18 protein-coding genes are annotated in these 17,829 nt (G+C 69.7%); 7 read left to right on the top strand and 11 right to left on the bottom strand.

Features of this window, described 5'->3' with window-relative positions; translation table 11 throughout:
• The 8 genes from B9O00_RS17350 to B9O00_RS17320 all read right to left on the bottom strand — a co-directional run.
• A partial coding sequence (locus B9O00_RS17350; protein WP_200808549.1) for a tape measure protein occupies positions 1-529 on the bottom strand: 529 nt, incomplete at its 3' end.
• Positions 526-726: a hypothetical protein gene (locus B9O00_RS17345; RefSeq protein WP_143598799.1), complete on the bottom strand. Its 201-nt coding sequence runs from the start codon at positions 724-726 to the stop codon at positions 526-528. The genes B9O00_RS17350 and B9O00_RS17345, both read right to left, overlap by 4 nt.
• The gene (locus B9O00_RS17340) at positions 723-998 is read right to left on the bottom strand and encodes a phage tail assembly protein (protein ID WP_085123962.1); all 276 of its coding nucleotides are present in this window, start codon (positions 996-998) and stop codon (positions 723-725) included. The genes B9O00_RS17345 and B9O00_RS17340 overlap by 4 nt, the downstream gene beginning before the upstream one ends.
• A gap of 179 nt (positions 999-1,177) precedes the next feature.
• Positions 1,178-2,110: a Mu-like prophage major head subunit gpT family protein gene (locus B9O00_RS17335; RefSeq protein ID WP_085123961.1), complete on the bottom strand. Its 933-nt coding sequence runs from the start codon at positions 2,108-2,110 to the stop codon at positions 1,178-1,180.
• 6 nt (positions 2,111-2,116) lie between these two features.
• Positions 2,117-3,088, bottom strand: coding sequence for a phage protease (locus tag B9O00_RS17330; RefSeq protein ID WP_159460244.1), 972 nt, complete (start codon positions 3,086-3,088; stop codon positions 2,117-2,119).
• Positions 3,082-3,540, bottom strand: a complete 459-nt coding sequence (locus B9O00_RS33100) for a hypothetical protein (RefSeq protein ID WP_159460243.1) — start codon at positions 3,538-3,540, stop codon at positions 3,082-3,084. Before B9O00_RS33100 ends, B9O00_RS17330 begins: the two co-directional genes overlap by 7 nt.
• 469 nt (positions 3,541-4,009) lie before the next feature.
• Positions 4,010-4,588 (bottom strand): DNA-binding protein, encoded by a 579-nt coding sequence (locus tag B9O00_RS32550; RefSeq protein WP_179243957.1) that lies wholly within the window; start codon positions 4,586-4,588, stop codon positions 4,010-4,012.
• Between the two features lie 66 nt (positions 4,589-4,654).
• A complete protein-coding gene (locus tag B9O00_RS17320) occupies positions 4,655-5,200 on the bottom strand; it encodes a hypothetical protein (protein WP_085123959.1) in 546 nt (181 codons plus the stop codon).
• Between the two features lie 1,749 nt (positions 5,201-6,949).
• Here B9O00_RS17320 and B9O00_RS17315 point away from each other — a divergent pair.
• Together B9O00_RS17315 and B9O00_RS17305 are read left to right on the top strand one after the other, a co-directional pair.
• Positions 6,950-7,294, top strand: a complete 345-nt coding sequence (locus B9O00_RS17315; RefSeq protein WP_200808548.1) for a MarR family winged helix-turn-helix transcriptional regulator — start codon at positions 6,950-6,952, stop codon at positions 7,292-7,294.
• A gap of 390 nt (positions 7,295-7,684) precedes the next feature.
• Positions 7,685-7,999 carry a MarR family winged helix-turn-helix transcriptional regulator gene (locus B9O00_RS17305; RefSeq protein WP_159460242.1) on the top strand — a complete coding sequence of 105 codons (315 nt, stop codon included), beginning with the start codon at positions 7,685-7,687 and terminating at the stop codon, positions 7,997-7,999.
• Between the two features lie 322 nt (positions 8,000-8,321).
• Here B9O00_RS17305 and B9O00_RS17300 read toward each other — a convergent pair whose 3' ends face one another.
• A complete protein-coding gene (locus tag B9O00_RS17300) occupies positions 8,322-10,079 on the bottom strand; it encodes an AfsR/SARP family transcriptional regulator (protein WP_085123956.1) in 1,758 nt (585 codons plus the stop codon).
• A gap of 267 nt (positions 10,080-10,346) precedes the next feature.
• Between B9O00_RS17300 and B9O00_RS17295 the strand changes: the two genes are divergently transcribed.
• From B9O00_RS17295 to hutC, 5 genes are all read left to right on the top strand, one after another.
• The gene (locus B9O00_RS17295; protein WP_085123955.1) at positions 10,347-10,628 is read left to right on the top strand and encodes a DUF4242 domain-containing protein; all 282 of its coding nucleotides are present in this window, start codon (positions 10,347-10,349) and stop codon (positions 10,626-10,628) included.
• A 68-nt stretch (positions 10,629-10,696) separates the two neighbouring features.
• Positions 10,697-11,230, top strand: coding sequence for a hypothetical protein (locus B9O00_RS17290; protein ID WP_089229720.1), 534 nt, complete (start codon positions 10,697-10,699; stop codon positions 11,228-11,230).
• Positions 11,231-11,405: 175 nt separating this feature from the next.
• On the top strand, positions 11,406-12,809 hold the full coding sequence (locus tag B9O00_RS17285; protein WP_085123954.1) for a selenium-binding protein SBP56-related protein: 1,404 nt from the start codon (positions 11,406-11,408) through the stop codon (positions 12,807-12,809).
• Positions 12,809-13,471: a hypothetical protein gene (locus B9O00_RS17280; RefSeq protein ID WP_179243958.1), complete on the top strand. Its 663-nt coding sequence runs from the start codon at positions 12,809-12,811 to the stop codon at positions 13,469-13,471. The genes B9O00_RS17285 and B9O00_RS17280 overlap by 1 nt, the downstream gene beginning before the upstream one ends.
• 222 nt (positions 13,472-13,693) lie before the next feature.
• On the top strand, positions 13,694-14,431 hold the full coding sequence (gene hutC, locus B9O00_RS17275) for a histidine utilization transcriptional repressor HutC (RefSeq protein WP_085123952.1): 738 nt from the start codon (positions 13,694-13,696) through the stop codon (positions 14,429-14,431).
• A gap of 18 nt (positions 14,432-14,449) precedes the next feature.
• On the opposite strand, the gene hutU is transcribed toward hutC, so the two are convergent.
• Complete coding sequence (gene hutU / locus B9O00_RS17270; RefSeq protein ID WP_085123951.1) at positions 14,450-16,147, bottom strand: urocanate hydratase; 1,698 nt, start codon at positions 16,145-16,147, stop codon at positions 14,450-14,452.
• Between the two features lie 30 nt (positions 16,148-16,177).
• On the bottom strand, positions 16,178-17,707 hold the full coding sequence (hutH, locus tag B9O00_RS17265; RefSeq protein WP_085123950.1) for a histidine ammonia-lyase: 1,530 nt from the start codon (positions 17,705-17,707) through the stop codon (positions 16,178-16,180).
• Positions 17,708-17,829: the final 122 nt, after the last annotated feature.

Raw genomic sequence — 17,829 nt, 5'->3', positions numbered from 1 at the left:
CCTCGAACGTCTTGCGCCGGCCGGCGGCGGCGTCGCCCGCGGCCTGGAGCGCGCCCTTCGTCGGGTCCAGGCCGAGGTTGCGGAGATCGACGAAGGCGCTGGTCACCTCGCCGAGCTGGAACGGCGTCTTGGCGGCGAAGTCCGAGACCCAGTCCATGGCCACCTTGGCCTTCTCGGACGATCCCTCGATGGTCTCCAGGACCGCCCGGAAGCTCTCGAACTCGGTGGCCGTGTCGAGGAACTGGCTCTTGAAGAGGAACAGCCCGCCGAGGGCCGACCCGCCGCTCAAGAGCGCCAGGCGCCCGCCGACCTGGCCGAGCGCCCCGGCGAGGCCGCGCGCCCGTTCGGTAATGCCGCCGAGCGCCGCCGAGACACGGCCGAGGCCGGCGGCCTCGCCGAAGCGGCCGAGGGCGCCGTTCACCCGCCGCACCGGCTCGGTCAGGCGGTCGATCTGGCTCTGAATGCGCCGGACCGGGGCTGTGAAACGGTCGGCCAATTCGAAGATGACAGAGAGCTTCATCTGGCTCATGTCGCGTACCCCTCGCTTTCGGCCCGCTCGGCCCGCAGCCGAGCTACCAGGCCGTCGATTTCAGCCATTGCCTCTTCGGCCGTGAGCCTGCGCGCGGTCAGGGTCATGATCGCCTCCCTGATGGCCGCCATCTCGCCGTCCGTGAGCCCGGCCGGTATCCGCAGGCCGGCGGCCCACAGCATCTCCAAGGCACTCACCACAGCCCGGCCTCCCTGCCCAGCACATCCAGGATACCGGCGATCGTCTCCTCGGCCGCCGCCGCGTCCTGGCCGGTCAGCCGCGCCAGCGTCGCTCTCGACAGCCCGGTCATCATCGTGGAGACCGCCCACGCCCGGCTCTTCTTGGTCGGGCGGCGGCGGCCGGCCCGGCGCACCTCCGCGAGTGACGGATGCCGCACCCGCAGCTCGGTGACGAGCTGCCCCGCGTCGTCGCGGATCGGGTTCCGCAGGGGGATGACCGTTTCCGTCATGTGCCAGCTCCACTTGGGGGAGGGGCCGGAGCGGCAGCACCCGCTCCGGCCCCCGGTACCGGCCGGGGAACGCCGTCAGAAACCCCGGCCATCGATCACCGCGCCTCGGTGCAAGCAGGAAGGCGAAAACCGACTTGCCCGGCGCGGTGACGATCCGCCTGCGATCAGCCCGCCTGTGATCAGGCGAGCCAGGCCGACACGACCGGCTTGGCCGTGCCGTTCCACTCGTTCTGGATAGCGACCGACTGCGGCGCCGCCGGGTCGCCGACCATGACCGTCTCGACCCGCGTGCCGTTGTTGAGCAGCCGCAGGGCGGCGCCCTCCAGCGCGGGCGGCACGACCAGCGTGTTCGGCTTGATGCCGAGCGGCCGGCCCTCGTCGCCGGTCATCTCCATCATCGCCTGGCGCGCGGCCTCGTAGTTGTCCGCGGTGAGCGCGGCCTTGGAGGCGAAGGCGAGCTGCCACAGGCCGAAGCCGGCGTTCGCCCGCGCGGCCACGCCGTAGATGTACTCGTTGCGCATGAAGACGTTCTCGTCCTCCTCGCGGTCGAGCCGGGCCAGCTTGTAGTCGCGGCGCGGCTGGAACAGCAGGGGCTTGATCGCCCGGCTGCCGTCGAGCAGGAACCACGGCGTCTCGGCGCCGGCCTGGACGTTGCTGACGCTCTGCGCCTGGCCGTCCGGACCCTTGACCGGATGGTCGCTGTCGAAGAAGAACCGGCCGTCGTAGCCCTTGGTCTCGAAGCCCTTGGCGAGCAGCGCGAATACCAGCTCGTCCGGATGCTCCGCCGCCGAGCGGCCCATCTCCTGGAACAGCGGATCGAAGATCCCGTACTGGTCGTCTTCGATCTTGTTGCGGTGCACGGAGATCGTGCTCTCGAAGTCCTTGTTCTCGATCGCGTAGCTGTGCGCGGCCAGGTTCCGGATGACGCGGTCTCCGACCCACTCGCGCAGCTTCGGGAACTGGCCGAGCCAGCCGTAGGTGTTCCCGCTGGTGATGCTCGGAACGATCATCGCGACGTCGCGGTAGTGGCTCTCGGCGCCCTCGAAGCCCTTGTTGAACGAGACGTTGAAGCCCTCGAAGAGGGTGCGGATGTTGGCGGCGTTGATGAGCATGGACGGTCAGCCTTCCCGGTTCCTGGTGAACTCCTCGGGCGTGTGCCCGAGGGCGGCGCAGACGGCGCGCTCGGTGTCGTCGAGGGCACTGCCGCCGGGGCTCCAGCCCTTGGGCGGCAGGGCGGTGGCCGGCCCCGGCTCGAAGAGCTGGCGGATCGCGGGGCCGGTCTTCGCCATGAAGCCGTCGAAGGCCGGCTTGTTGACGCTGCACAGGTTGACGCCCCACTCCCGCAGGAAGGGCGCCAGGCGGCCGGCCGTGATCTCCCGGTCCACCGCGATCTCCGCGGCCTGGACCGAGACGCCCTGGTTGACGCGGTTCAGCTCGGCGGCCAGGCGCTCGAACTCGCCGATCGGCACGTAGTGGGCCGGGTCCGGCGCGGCCGACTGCGCGGCCGTCACGGCGTTCTTGAGTTCGGCGAGGATCGCCGAGGCGTCGGCATCGTCCGGCAGCCCCAGGGCCGCGCGGAGCTGCCGCATGAACTCTTCCATGTCCATGGTGGACGGGTCTCCGTTGCGTTGCTGTTGGGAGGCGAGGGCGGTCAGCTCCAGGTTCGGCACGTTGGTCAGGCCGGCGCGGAGCAGGTTGGTGATCGTGCCGTCCTTCCGGTGCCGGAAGACCGGCGACAGGTAGCGGTACTCGCGCGCCCAGATCGACGCGGCGGCACGCTCGGTCCAGGCGACCAGGCCCCAGATCCCGTCCGCGCGCGCCTGCAGGCCCTTGATCCAGCCTGCCGCCGGGGCCGGACGGCCTTCCGGTGCGGCCTTGTCCAGGGCGTGGTCGTAGTCGATCGGGATCTGCGCCGTCCCGGCGTAGCGGCGCGCGGCCTCGATCACGGCCGCCGCGTCGGTCAGGCGGTAGGGGCCGCGCCCGTCGCGGCCGGAGAAGGTGCCGGCCGGGATCAGGTGCACCCACTGCTCATAGGGTTTCGCGGTCGGCGTGGCATGGAGGGCGATGACGGAAGAGGCGGTGATCAGCACGTCGGCTTCCTCCCGCCGGTCCTGGCAAGGACGTAGCGCACGCCCCGCTCCGTCAAGCCGTAGCGGCGCGCCATCTCGCCAGTCGAGACACCGTCCTCCCTGAGTTCTGCAAACTTTTCCGGCCGGTATATCGATACAAGACTGCTATAGGAGGGAAGTTCGATGTAGTCGCGATGGTAGTGATCGTAGAGTGCTGCCGCCTTTTCCTCACCGACAAGCTCGATGAGCTTTCTGTACCCGTTAAATCTGGATACATATATCTTCGAACCGCCGAATGCATCGATCAGGGCGAACAGACCTTCGTATCCGACGATTGAAAAGATGTTGGAGGTTGTTTCTCCCATCGGCATCGGCAGCTTGTTCGGCTGCTGCAGGTAAAACGCCAGCAGCTCGCCTCGGGTAATTCCCGGCGCGACTAGAACATCCCGGTTCGCCTCGTCTTTCTCTTCCATGACCTGAAACAGTTCCGCCTGACACGCCGATAATGTTCGTGCCAACGACCCAAAGTCAGAGGAAGACATTCCGGTGTGTGGTGCGGGATCCATGCTGCTCGGCAGCGCGGCGCCGAAGGGTGTTGGAGGGCAGTGCGCGCGGAAGCGCCTGGAAGGCCCGTGAGCGCCGCGGAGGGGGTGAAGGCTACCCCGGCAGCCTCTTGGGGCCAGATCGCCGCGTAGCCCCGTTTAAGGACCGTTTAACGGCGATCCTGGAAGCCGCCGGTCCTTGCGACCGTCGCGGCGGGCTCTCTGGGGGCCTCGCCGATGTGGCCGGCGTGCCACCGGGCACCGGTTGGCGGGGCCACATCCCGACCGATGCCGTCGTCGACCGGATCATGGCGCCGTCCGGCCGGCCGGGCAAGGGCAGCCCCGACGAGAAAGGGCGGCCGGTCGCCGGCCGCCCTCTCCCCGCCCGCGACGCAGGCCGTCAGGCCGGCAGCCCGATCCCCAGCGCCGCCAGCGTCTCGCGCGCCTCCGCGTAGCTCGGGCAGCGCACGTCCGGCGGCAGGCGGTCCGCCAGCCGCTCGACCGCCGCTTCCAGGGTGCTCGCCTCGCGCCGCTTGAGCATGCGCATCAGCGGCAGCACCCACTGCGGCGCCGTCCGGCTCGGCGCCGGCGCGACCGCCGGGCCGGCCGGCAGGCTCGGCGCCGTGCCGGCGATCGGCGCGACCTGGCGCCGCTCGGTGACGATCCGCTTGACCAGGTCGTCGAACGCCGCCGCCGGCAGCGTCGTCACGTGGTACTCGCAGCGGAAGCCGCTCCGCGCCGGCACCTCCCGGAAGCGCCAGCCGCGCTGCCGGGCCGCCCGGTTGATGCCCTGGCGCGTCGCCGGCAGGCCGGGCAGGCCCAAGGCCGCCAGCTCGGCGGCGCTGAACCACTCCTTCAGGCCCGCCTTGTGGCGCAGCACCTGGATGACGACGGCCTCGAGGAAGTGCATGCGCCGGTTGACGTAGGCCCACTCGTCGGCGCCGACCGTCACGGTCAGGGGAAAGTCGTTGTCCCGCATCTCTTGCCCTCCAAAGGGAAAGGCGGGCCGCAGGGGCCCGCCTTCAGGTGGCTCGCTCGGCTGGCTTCAGCCGGCGGCGGCGCGGCGGCGGCGCGACGGCTTGCGCTGCGGCGCCGGCTCTTCCGCCGGGGCCGCCTCGGCGGCGTCGAGCTTCGGATAGGTCTCCGCCTCGGCCGCCTTCGCCGCTTCCAGCCGGTCGAGCGCCGCGCGGGCCGTCCTCCCCGCACGGCCACGCCGCCGGGCGCGCGCATGCTCCCCGGCGGCCTCGGCCGCCATCTCGGCCCGGGCGACCCGCTTGACCTCTTCGAAGAACTCCTCCGTGCTCATGCCGCGACCAGCCGGCTCCTCGGCCTCGCCGTCGAGCGCCTGCTCCAGCGCGCGGCGGGCCCCGAAGAAGTCCTCGCGCGCCTCGTCGGCCGCCTCCTGGACGGTCGCCGCGATCGACCGGGACAGCACGAACAGGCCGTGCCGTTCGTCGTCGTCGAGCATGCCGAGGTCGTTCGCGGTGGCCAGCAGCGTCCCCATCAGGCGGACGGAGCAGGCCGCGTCGTGCAGCTGGTCGAGGAAGTCGGTGAATTCGCGCAGCCCGAGGCTGCTGAGAGAGCTGGTCATGTCGGTCTCCTCTTTGCGTGCTTTCGAAGGCACCGGCCCGAATGGCTCGGGCAGCCGGGAGTTCGAAACCGCAAAGAGGCACGGCGCGACGGCTTTTAGGCTTTCGCCCTGGACATCTGCCGCCGCCTCCCGGCCTCGCCGTGGCAAGGGCCACGCTAAGCCGAACGACCAACAAAAAAGCACCGTTCGACGGCCTGTCGCCGTCCGGCGGTGCGTTCCGCCTCTTTGGTGGGTTTCGACGCCCACGAACAAGGTAGGCTACGCCTGCGACTCCGTCAACTCGGCGGGAACCGCTTCCGCTTGCCGGTAGCGTCTTGCCGGCGCCGCCGTGCAGCGCTCGCGTCAGAGTTCGAACGCGCTCGCATGGAATGACGAACATCCGCAATGTGTTGCGAACGTTGACCTTTTCGGAACTCTGACGGCCAGAGTTCGGGTATGCGCCTTCGGTCAGAGTTCGGCCGATGAACTCTGACCGAAGGCGTCAACCCACGGGTGAGGCGGCGCCAGTTTACCGGTCCGGTCAAGCCGGATTTTCGGTTCCCACTTAAACTGGGAACGGCGTTCCGGTCTTATCTTGTTTAGTGTCGTTTTATCAATGGCTTATGAGAAGTGGGAACGCACTGCGGCACGCGATGCAGCCGTTCCCGGTTTCCGATCCGAACCGGTAACCCGGCTCAGAGAGGTGTAGGCGTGTTTCAAAAACCGGTCTGAGGCTGCGAAGGCGGCTGGTGTCGCAAAGACCGCAGGCGTCAACCCACGGGTGAGCCGGCAGCCGCTGCGCGCGATCTTCGCCGTTCAGCGACCGTCGGAACGGTGAAGATCGCCCATCCCAGATCGCGCTGAAAATACAATGACTTCGCGCCGCTGAATCAGTTCAGCGGGCCTTGTGCATGCGGTTCAGCGGCCTTCCTTGCGGCTGAACCGGGCTCGGCGGCCTTCCCGGTCACACCTCGCCGCGGGCGATGACGCATTGTCGATTCTCTATCGCGTTGATATTGCGAGAGAATGTCGAGGTGTGACCGGGAACTCAGGTGTGACGTCTCCGGTCACACCTGGCGAACCGAGCTGTGACCGGAACGCCACCACCACCATGGAGAGAAGAATGGCGAGTTGAAGGGAGACTCCAGGCATTCAAGTTTTTCGGAGTTAGAGAGGGAACCCGTTGATTAGGTGTCCGAATTTATGATTCTGCATCAACGACTTAATGAACTCCGAAATAAGATGAATGGTCCGATGCTCGATTTCGGAGTTCCATTCATCTTCTCCGAACTTACATGAATGCCGGGAGCCGGTTTTCTGACCCGGTTTGGTTGCTCTCGGCGACCTGTTAAACGGTGTGTTTAATACCTCCAACCGAGGGCACCTTCATTTACGCTTCAATCGGGTCGGCATCGCGCCCCGCTATCGCCAACTACATGAAATCCTTGATGAAAGCGCCGTCTGTAAAGCGTTAGGCGCCAACCACGCCTCGTTTAACGGTCACCGATCGGGACCGTAAAATTTGCGTTGCGCGCTCACCGTTGCGCAGCCTTGCAGGCGAGTTGCTCAGGAAGTCGCCATGGAGTCTCAAATCTCGCGCCGAAAATGACCAGTTCTGCCGAAAACTGCGCATTTGGTGTCAAATCGACGATCGCGTAAGTCACTGTTTAGAATGCTGTTTCGCCAACGCCCAGGTCTCAAAGCGATCACCTCCCCACACAAGGGTGGCGAGCGTCGCGCACCTCGCGCTCACCCTCGTCGGAGATGAACGTGCCCGACACCAGCGCCTTCCCCCACGAGCTGGCCGGCCTCTCGCGGGTGATTGAGATCCTTCGGACGATCGACAGCGACATGACCGTGCAGGCAGTCGCGATCTTCCTCGCCATATGCAGGCGGGAGGGTATCACGATGAAGGAACTGGGAATCGGCCTCGGCATTGCTCAGTCCTCCGTCTCTCGCAACGTCGCGGCGCTGAGCGACAAGGCACGGCGAGATCGACCCGCCCTCGGCCTCGTGGCCGCCGAGGAGGATCCCGACGACTGGCGCCGGAAGATCGTCCGCCTGACGCCCCGCGGACGCCAGGTTCGGGCCCAGCTGGCAGAGCCCCTTCGCTAGGCGGCTCGTCCGGCGACGAATCCCGGCACGAACTCGCGACAGGCCTCCGTCATCGCCTCGCCGTCCAGCAGGCGGGACACGAACCGCAGGCGCTCGTCCATCACCGAACACTCCTTCCACGGCATCTCGACCTCCTGGCAGGCAGGCATGCCAGGAGGTGTTACCCATGTGTCCGGTACGTTCTGTCACCTATGTCTCGGGCCGCTCATCCTAGCAAGATCATCAATCAAACGTGGCCGCGCAAACCGCTGGCTTGGCCGCCGTAGGCTGCTCGTTGTTGGCCATCGCAGCGAGCGCTCCGGTTGCGCTTCACCGCAGCGCACGGCTACGGGAAGCGTCATGCACGTCCCGGGAGTCAAAGTGCCAAAAGCGGCAGGATCCGAGCGCTCGTTGATGGCCCTGAAGCGAGCCGTGGACGTTTTCCGTCTCGTCGATGCTGAAGCCAATCTCCAGATGGTGGCCATCTTCATAGCGGTCTGTCAGCGCGACGGCATCACGATGAAGGAGCTCACGACCGACCTTGAGATCAGCCAGTCGTCATTGTCGCGGAACGTCCAAGCGCTGAACGACAAGCCGCGCCGTGGCAAGAGCGGTCTCGGCCTCGTCCGCACGGACGAGGACCCCAACGACTGGCGGCGTAAGATCGTGATCCTGACGGCCCGCGGCAGGCAGCTTCGTGCACAGTTGTCTGAGGCCATTGGATAGCAGAGGCGGTTGGCGGGCCTCCGTCATCGTCTGATCGTCCAACTGCCGGGACACGCACCGCAGGCGCTCGTCCGTCACCGAACGCTCCTCTCACTGCATCACGACCTCCTGGCTGGCTCGCGTGCCAGGAGGTGTCACCTCTGTATCCGGTACGATCTGCCAGCTATGTCTCGGGCCGCTCACCGGGCGACGGTCGGCGCAGAGCGCCGGGAGCGCGGCAAGGCTGCCGCGTAGCACCAGGCCGCAGGGACCCCTGCCCGCGTCGCCCGGACGCCGCCGCCGCGCGCTTCCTTGAGGCGATCGGTCTCCAGGCGATGTCGGATCAGGCGTAGGCCTGGGGCCTCCTGGCGCCTTGAACAGCTTCCAGCGGCGGCCGGATCTGCGCAATCACCTCTGCCGCCCGGGCGACATGCGCGTCCATCTGCATCCGCGCGGCGACGGCGATCCATTCCCGCGCCAGCGCCTCCGCCGCGACGAAATCGTCCTGCCGCAGGCAGACCTCGACCTTGCTCTGCAGCACCTCGACCTGCACCGTGGTCGGCCGCTTGGTGTTGCGCGTGCTGCGCTTCAGCGCGTCCGAGAGCCAGAGCTGGGCGCGCTGCATCTCTCCGGTCTCCGCATAGGTCAGCCCGATCACCTTGGCGCAGGCCGCCTCCCACGAGGTGTCGTCGAGCTGGCAGGCCAGCGCGAAGGCCTCCTCCAGGCCCGGCCGCAAGGCCGCCGGATCGGCGCCTCGCCGCAGCCGGATCTCGCCGGCCACCGCGATCGCCCAGGGCCGGAAGGCGATCCAGTGCTCCGCCTCGACCAGCACGAGCGCGCCGGCGATCCAGCCCTCCGCCTCCGCCAGCCGCCCGGCCCGCAGCAGGCCCCAGGCGCCGATGGCGAGCGCCCAGCACTGGTTGCGCCGATTGCCCGCGGCGCGGGCATGGCCGAGCGCCTGCTCCAGGCGGCGGAGGCCGCCGTCATGGTCGCCGCGGCCGATCAGGTTGAAGCCCTGGAACGCGCGGATGCCGGCGAGGCTCTCGTCGCCCCGCGCGATCTCGGCCGCCGCGGCCAGATAGCCGTCCGCCGCGAGGCGCTGGCCGGCCAGCGCCTCGACATAGCCGAGCTCGCGTAGCGCGCTCGACGCGATGGCGACCCGGCCTGCGCCCCGGGCGAGCGTCATCGCCTGCTGGAGCAGGATCGCCGCCTCCCCGTCGTGGCCGCGGCAGGCATGCACCATGGCGGTGCCGAGCTCCATCTTCGTCATCGCCGTCAGATGGCCGTCGCCGGTTCGTTCGGCATCCCGCAGCGCCCGCCGCAGCTGCTCGATTCCGACATCGACGACCCCGGCAGCGAGCGCGGCGAGGCCCGAGCGCAGCATCGACTGGACATAGGCCGCCGTCGATATGCCCGAGGGCGAGGCCATGACCGGCTGCCGGGCCGCCGCCCGAAGGTCCGGCGACGGCCGCTCGCCCAGCTCTTCCAGGAACAGCTCCTCGGTCACCGCCACGTGGGCCAGCGCCGCCTTCTGGCGCCCGGCCAGCGCCAGGCTCTTGGTCAGCAGGATATGCGCCGCCTCGGTCAGCGGCTCGCGCCGCACCCCGAGCTCGGCCAGCCGGATCGCCCGCTCGTAGTCCTCGACCGCCAGCGCCCGGATCGTGTCCTGCCGCACCCGCGCGTCGACGATCGCCGCGATCCGCTCGCGCTCGATCAGCAGCCAGGTCGAGAACTCCGGGCTGCAGCGGGGCGCGAAGGTGCCGAGCAGGGCCCCCGCCTGCTCGATGTCGAAGTCGTCGCGGTCGAGGTGCCAGACGTCGACATGGATCCCGGGGCAGAGGTTCGGCTCCAGCGGATCGCCGCGCAGGCTGTCCGAGGAGTCGAGCGCCTGCCGCAGCGAGGCCAGGCACCAGCGCAGCGAGCCGAGCGGGTCCGCCGTCTCCGGGAACAGCTCGGCCGCCAGGCTGCGGCGGTCGAGCGGCCGCCGCGCCAGCAGCACGCGGGCCAGAAGCGCCCAGGCCTGATGGCCGCGCACGGGCCGCAGCAGCCCGTCACGATCGAGAATGACCGGTTCGCCAAGAAGTCGGATCGTGCTGCTCACGGGAACGGCCTTCGCTGCTGAACACGCAAAGCCTCGGTCAAACTAGCCCGGAATTCTGAAGCTGGAAGGGCCCGTCATCGCGCCGGCCGGACGACAGCGCGCGTGGACCCCGCCGCGGAGCCAATTCGAGCCTCGCGCCCCGCCGTATGACGAACCGTGTGACCGCGGGCCGCCGGAGCCCGCGCCCCGTCCGCATCCCGTCCAACGCCGAGGCGCGACGCTCCGATTCGCGGCGGCATCCGGCCGCCAGCCACACGGGAGAAGCACATGCCGACTTTCGTCATCGAACGGAACATCCCCGGGGCGGACAGGCTGAGCGAAGAGGAGCTCAGGGAGATCTCGGCCAAGTCCAACGAGGTCGTCGCCGGCCTCGGCGAGCCCTACAGGTGGGTCACCAGCTACGTCGCCGGCGACAAGATCTACTGCGTCCACGAGGCCGCCAGCGTCGACGCCATCCGCCGCCATGCGCGCGAAGGCGGTTTCCCGGCCGACCTCGTGACCGAGGTTTCGGCCGTGATCGGACCGCAGACCGCGAAGGCTGCCCGCTGAGGGCAGCGCGACCAGACGGGCCGGCGGGCCGCTCGCCCGCCAGCCGCCTTCATGACTTGGAGATTCGAATGAGCACGCTTTCCCGATCCGCGATCCTTCTCGTTGCCGCCCTGTTCGCCGGCGCCGTTGCCCCTGCCGTGGTCAGTGCCGGCCAGGAGAAGGCCGTCCCGCAGGCCGCCCGCAATCCGCTTCTGGACAAGGTGCTGAAGGCCAACGGCCGGTTCAAGAACGTCTCGGCCGCCCTCGGCGAGGGCTATGCGCCGATCCCCTGCGCCAGCGGCGCCGGCGGCGGGGCCATGGGCATCCACTATGTCAACGCGACCTATCTGAAGGACGACGCCATCGACCTCGCCCACCCCGAGGCGGTGATGTACGAGCCCCAGCCCGACGGCCGGCTCGAGCTCGTCGGCGTGGAATACATCACCTTCAAGGGCTCGGCCTCGCTCGAAGGCCAGCTCTTCAACTTCGCCGGCGCGCCCAACCGCTACGGCCTGCCGCCCTACTACGAGCTCCACGTCTGGGCTTGGCGCCACAACCCAAGCGGGCCGTTCGCCGACATGAACCCGAAGGTTTCCTGCGCCGCGGCGCGGTACGGCCGGTAGTCTGCGAGCGTTCGGCCGATGCATTTCATGTGATGGAGGCCGCGTTCGGTCTAGGATCAGCGAGACCGCGGACACCGGGCCGAAGGCGCACGTTCTGCGCCCGGCACCCGGAATAGTGGCACCATCCCGGCACTGAAGACTGCATCTTTGGCTGGACTCAGGAGAGGAGACCGAGATGACCGTGAGACCCGACCCGACCTTTCACGCCTCGCCGCAGCTGGCGATGGAGGCGCCGCCCGAGAAGCTGGCCTTCACGCTGATGCTCAGCCCCGACTTCAGCCAGCCCGACGGCGTCGCGGTGGTGAACGTCGACCGCCGCTCGGCCCACTGCGGCAAGGTGGTGAACACGCTCTTAATGCCGAACAGGGGCGACGAGTTCCACCATTTCGGCTGGAACGCCTGCTCCTCGGCGCTGTCGCCGCTGAACGGCCATCCGTTCCTCGAGCGGCGCTATCTGATCATCCCCGGCATCCGGTCCTCGCGGATCTACGTGGTCGACGTGAAGGACGCGCCGAAGATGAAGATCCACAGGATCGTCGAGCCCGAGGAGATCTTCGCCAAGACCGGCTACTCGCGCCCCCACACCGTCCATTGCGGCCCCGAGGGCATCTACGTCTCGACCCTCGGCGGCGGCGGCAAGGACGGGACCGAGGGCCCGCCCGGCATCTTCATCATGGATTGCGAGAGCTTCGAGGTGATCGGCCGCTACGAGATGGACCGCGGGCCGCAGGACAAGCACTACGATTTCTGGTGGAACCTGCCGCGCGACTACATGGTGTCGAGCGAATGGGGCCTGCCGCCGCAGTTCGAGAACGGCATCGTGCCCGCGGACCTGCTGTCCAACAAGTACGGCCACAGGCTGCACTTCTGGGACCTGCGCGGCCGCCGGAACGTGCAGACCATCGACCTCGGCGAAAACCAGCAGATGGCGCTGGAGATACGGCCCGCGCATGACCCGGTGAAGCAATACGGCTTCTGCGGCGTGGTGGTGGACACCACGAACCTCGAAGGCGCGATCTGGACCTGGTGGCGCGAGAAGGACGGCACGTTCAACGCCAGGAAGACCGCGACCATCCCGCCCGAAGCCGCCGATCCGGCCGACCTGCCCGAGCTCCTGAAGGGCTTCTCGGCCGTGCCGCCGCTCGTCACCGACATCGACCTCAGCCTCGACGACAAGCACCTCTATGTCGCCTGCTGGGGCACGGGCGAGCTGCGCCAGTACGACGTGAGCGATCCGATGGCCCCCAAGCACAGCGGCTCGGTCCGGATCGGCGGCATCGTGCAGAAGGGCAGGCACCCGAACGGCAAGGCCTTCCAGGGCGGGCCGCAGATGCTCGAGATCAGCCGCGACGGCAAGCGCGTCTACTGGACCAACTCGCTCTACTCGACCTGGGACGACCAGTTCTATCCCGAAGGGGTCGAGGCGGCGATGGTCATGGCCCATGTCGGAGACAACGGCGGGATCGCCCTCGACAAGGATTTCCACGTCGCGTTCCCCGAGGGCTACCGCTCGCACCAGATCCGCCTCGAAGGCGGCGACTGCTCGACCGACAGCTTCTGCTACCCCTCGGCGAGGTGATGGCCGATGCCCAATCGACGGCGGCGCTCTGGGGCGCCGTCGTCCTCTCCGGCCTCTATCACGGGGCGAATCCCGGGATGGGCTGGCCGCTCGCGGTCTCGGCGGCGATGATGGAGCATCGCCGCGCTGCCCTGCCCCGCGCCATCGTGGCGCTCGGGGCGGGCCATTTCGCCGCCATGGCGGCGATCCTGATCCCCTTCTCGATGCTGACGCTGCTCCTGGCCTGGCAGCAGCAGATCCGCATCGGCGCCGGCGCGCTCGTGATCGGGCTCGGCCTCTACCTCCTGATCCACCGCCGCCACCCGCGGTTCCTCTCGCGCGTGCCGCCCGGCCGGCTCGCGCTCTGGTCCTTCCTGATCGCCACCGCGCATGGCGCGGCACTGATGCTGGTGCCGATCTACCTCGGCCTGTGCGCCGACCCGGAGGCGCAGGGCGCGAGCCACGCGGCGGCGGCTCGGCTGATGGGCGAGAACGGCCTGCAGGCGCTCGTCGTCGCCGGCGTCCACACCCTCGCCATGGTCTGCGCAGGCGGGATCGCGGCGACGGCGGTCTACTGCTGGGTCGGCCTCAAGGTGCTGAACAGGGGCTGGTTCAACCTCGATATCCTCTGGGCGATCAGCCTGGTCCTGGTCGGCGCGCTCGCCATCGCCCTGGCGGCCTGAAGCGCAGGCCAGGCGGCCCGTCGTGCGGCGGCAGGCGCCGGTCGCGGGCGGATGGGGGTCTTCCATCGAAGGCTGAATCGAGAGCGCCCGTCACCGCCCCCTGCCCAAGTGCCGAGGCATCGATCGACCGTTACGGTGAGTGCCGCGGCGCGCGAAGCGACCCGACGCCGGCCCCGGCTGCTATGCTCCCGGCCCGAGCGAGTCGAGACGACCCGAGAGCCCATGCCACGCGCGCCCAGGGACCGCACCCAGCACGAGAGGATCCTCCGGGACCTCAAGGACCGCATCGTCAGCGGCGCCTGGCCACCGGGCTTCCAGCTGCCCTTCGAGCTGAAGCTGGCCGAGGACTATGGCGTTTCGCGCATGACCATGAACAAGGTGCTCAGCCAGCTGACGCGCGAGGGCTTCCTGGTCCGCCGGCGCAAGCTCGGCACCTTCGTCGCGACGCCGCAGGCGCAGTCGGCGGTCCTGGAGATCACCGACATCGAGTCGGAGGTCCGCGCGCTCGGGCTCGACTACGGCTTCGCGCTCCACGAGCGCGCGATCCGGCCGCCAAGCGAGAGCGAGCGCCGGGAGGCTGGGATCGCCGCCGCGGAGCCGGGCGAGGTGCTCTTCCTGCGCGGCGTCCACTTCGCCGGCCGGGCGCCCTTCTGCCTGGAGACGCGGATCATCAGCCTCGAGGCCGCGCCCGACGCCCGGGAGCAGGACTTCTCCCGCGAGGCGCCCGGCCGCTGGCTGCTCGAGCGGATCCCCTGGACCTCGGCCGAGCACCGCATCCGGGCCGTGAACGCCGTCGGCGCCACGGCGAAGCTGCTCGGCCTGGATCCCGGCGAGGCCTGCCTCGAGGTGCTGCGCCGCACCGAGATCGCCGGCCAGTGGGTCACGCTGGTGCGGCAGAGCTATCCCGGCTCGAAGCACCAGCTGCTCGCGCAGTTCACGCCGCGCGCCGACGCGGGCTGAGCCCGGACCGCGCCGCCGTCAGTTGCCGAGGATCGCGGGCAGGCGCAGGCCGTGCTCGCGGGCGCAGTCGAGCGCCTCCTCGTAGCCGGCGTCGGCGTGGCGCATGACGCCGGACGCCGGGTCGTTCCAGAGCACGTTGGCGAGGCGGCGGTCGGCGTCCGCGCTGCCGTCGCAGACCACCACCATGCCGGCGTGCTGGGAGAAGCCCATGCCGACGCCGCCGCCATGGTGGATCGAGACCCAGGTGGCGCCGCCGGCGACGTTCAGCATGGCGTTGATCAGCGGCCAGTCGGAGACGGCGTCGGAGCCGTCGCGCATCGCCTCGGTCTCGCGGTTGGGGCTGGCGACCGAGCCGCTGTCCAGGTGGTCGCGGCCGATCACGACCGGCGCCGTCAGCTCGCCCGTGCGCACCATCTCGTTGAACTTCAGGCCGGCGCGGTGGCGGTCGCCGAGGCCGATCCAGCAGATCCGCGCGGGCAGGCCCTGGAAGGCGATGCGCTCGCGCGCCATGTCGAGCCAGCGGTGCAGATGCTCGTTCTCCGGGAACAGCGCCTTCATCGCCGCGTCGGTCCTGTAGATGTCCTCGGGGTCGCCGGACAGCGCGGCCCAGCGGAACGGCCCGATGCCGCGGCAGAACAGCGGGCGGATGTAGGCCGGCACGAAGCCGGGGAAGGCGAAGGCGTTCTCCAGCCCCTCCTCCTTGGCGACCTGGCGGATGTTGTTGCCGTAGTCGAGCGTCGGCACGCCGGCGTTCCAGAAGCCGACCATCGCGGCGACGTGGGCCTTCATCGAGGCGCGCGCCGCCTGCTCCACGGCCTTCGGCTCGCTGTCCTGCCGCGAGCGCCACTCGGCGACGCTCCAGCCGAGCGGCAGGTAGCCGTGGACCGGGTCGTGGGCCGAGGTCTGGTCGGTGACGATGTCGGGCCGGCCGCTGGGCAGCGGCTCGCCGGCCTGCATGCGCCGCAGGATCTCGGGGAAGACCTCGGCGGCGTTGCCGATCAGCGCCACCGACTTCGCCTCGCCGGCCCTGGTCCAGGCCCCGATCGTCGCCAGGGCCTCGTCCAGGCTGTGGGCCTTGGCGTCGCAGTAGCGGGTGCGCAGCCGGAAGTCGGCGCGGCTCTCGTCGCACTCGACGGCGAGGCAGCAGGCCCCGGCCATGACCGCCGCCAGCGGCTGCGCGCCGCCCATGCCGCCGAGGCCGGCGGTCAGGATCCAGCGGCCTTTGAGGTCGCCGCCGTAGTGCTGGCGCCCGGCCTCGGCGAAGGTCTCGTAGGTGCCCTGCACGATGCCCTGGGTGCCGATGTAGATCCAGGAGCCCGCGGTCATCTGGCCGTACATGGCCAGGCCCTTGCGGTCGAGCTCGTTGAAGTGGTCCCAGGTCGCCCAGTGCGGCACCAGGTTCGAGTTCGCGATCAGCACGCGCGGCGCGTCCCTGTGGGTGCGGAAGATGCCGACCGGCTTGCCGGACTGCACGACCAGGGTCTCGTCGGCCTCCAGCGTGCGCAGGCTGGCGCAGATCCTGTCGAAGTCCGCCCAGGTGCGCGCCGCCCGGCCGATGCCGCCGTAGACCACCAGCTCGTGCGGGTTCTCGGCGACGTCGGGATGGAGGTTGTTCATGATCATCCGGAGCGGCGCCTCGGTCAGCCAGCTCTTGGCGGTGATCTCGGTGCCGGTCGGGGGAAAGACGTCGCGGAGGTTGTGGCGCGGGTCGGTCATGGTCGGGTCCCTTCTCTGGCGGCCGGCGGCTCAGGCGAGCCTCGGCAGGATATCCGCGCCCGCGGCGTCGAGCGCACCCTCGGCGACCAGCTCGCCCGCCGCCTGCAGGTCGCCCGCCATGTAGCGGTCGGCCGCCAGCGGCGCGACGCGGCCGCGGATCGCGGCGATGGCCCGGCCGAGCCGCTCCGAGGTCGGGGTCGGCCCGCGCAGCTCGATCGCCTGGGCGCCGGCCAGGGCCTCGATGCCGACGATCCAGAACAGGTTCTGGGTCATCGGCAGCAGCCGGCGGGCGCCGTGGCAGGCCATCGAGACGTGGTCCTCCTGGTTGGCCGAGGTCGGCGTGCTGTCGACCGAGGCCGGATGGGCGCGCTGCTTGTTCTCGCTCATCAGGGCGGCCGAGGTGACCTCGGCGATCATGAAGCCGGAGTTGAGGCCCGGGTGCGGCGTCAGGAAGCCCGGCAGCCCGTAGTTCAGCGCCGGATCGACCAGCAGGGCGATGCGCCGCTGCGCGATGGCGCCGATCTCGCAGACCGCGAGCGCGATCTGGTCGGCCGCGAAGGCGACCGGCTCGGCGTGGAAGTTGCCGCCCGAGACGACCTCGCCGTTCGAGAGCACCAGCGGGTTGTCGGTCGCGGCGTTGGCCTCGATCTCCAGCGTGCGCGCCGCCTGGCGCAGCAGGTCGAGGCAGGCGCCGGCGACCTGCGGATGGCAGCGGATGCAGTAGGGATCCTGGACGCGCTCGTCGCCCTCGACGTGGCTGTCGCGGATCGCCGAGCCCTCGAGCAGCGCGCGCAGCGCCGCCGCGACGTCGATCTGGCCGGCATGGCCGCGCAGGCTGTGGATCTCCTCGGCGAAGGGCGCGGTCGAGCCCATCGCGGCATCGGTCGAGAGCGCCCCGGTCACCACGGCGGCGCGCAGCGCGCGCTCGGCGCGGAACAGGCCGGCCAGCGCCAGCGCCGTCGAGACCTGGGTGCCGTTGATCAGCGCCAGTCCCTCCTTGGCCGCCAGCACGATCGGCGCCAGCCCCGCCCGGGCCAGCGCCTCGGCGCCGGGCAGGCGCTCGCCCGCGACGAAGGCCTCGCCCTCGCCCAGCATGACAGCGGCCAGATGCGCCAGCGGCGCCAGGTCGCCGGAGGCGCCGACCGAGCCCTTCGCGGGGACCACCGGCAGGACGCCGCGCGCCAGCATCTCCTCCAGCAGCCGGACGAGCTGCGGCCGCACGCCCGAGGCGCCGCGTCCGAGGGACAGCAGCTTGAGGGTCATGACCAGGCGGACCACCCGTTCGTCGAGCGGCTCGCCGACGCCGGAGCAGTGCGAGAGAATCAGGTTGCGCTGCAGCGTCGCGACGTCGGCCACCGCGATCTTGATCGAGGCGAGCTTCCCGAAGCCGGTGTTGACCCCGTAGACCGGCGCGTTGCCCGCGGCGACCGCGGCGATCCGGGCCGCCGCACGCTCGACGGCGGGCGCCGAGGCCGGATCGAGCCGCATCGCGCGGCCGTTCCAGTAGACGTCGGCGAGCAGCGACAGGGTCACCGCTCCGGGAGTGAGAAAGTCCGCCATGGCCAGCCCCTTGCTCCCCGGATGCCGGTGCCGGACTCGCGCGGCAGGCTCCGGGGTTCCGTTGCGCGAGATTATGTATATACATGACCGGAGCGCCGCGCAAGCGGACGCGATGCCGCGCC

Origin of the sequence: Tistlia consotensis USBA 355, from assembly GCF_900177295.1 — a bacterium.
Taxonomy (GTDB): Bacteria; Pseudomonadota; Alphaproteobacteria; order Kiloniellales; family DSM-21159; genus Tistlia; species Tistlia consotensis.
Note: the sequence above shows the minus strand (reverse complement) of the source record. Positions and strands in the feature narration are given on the sequence as shown.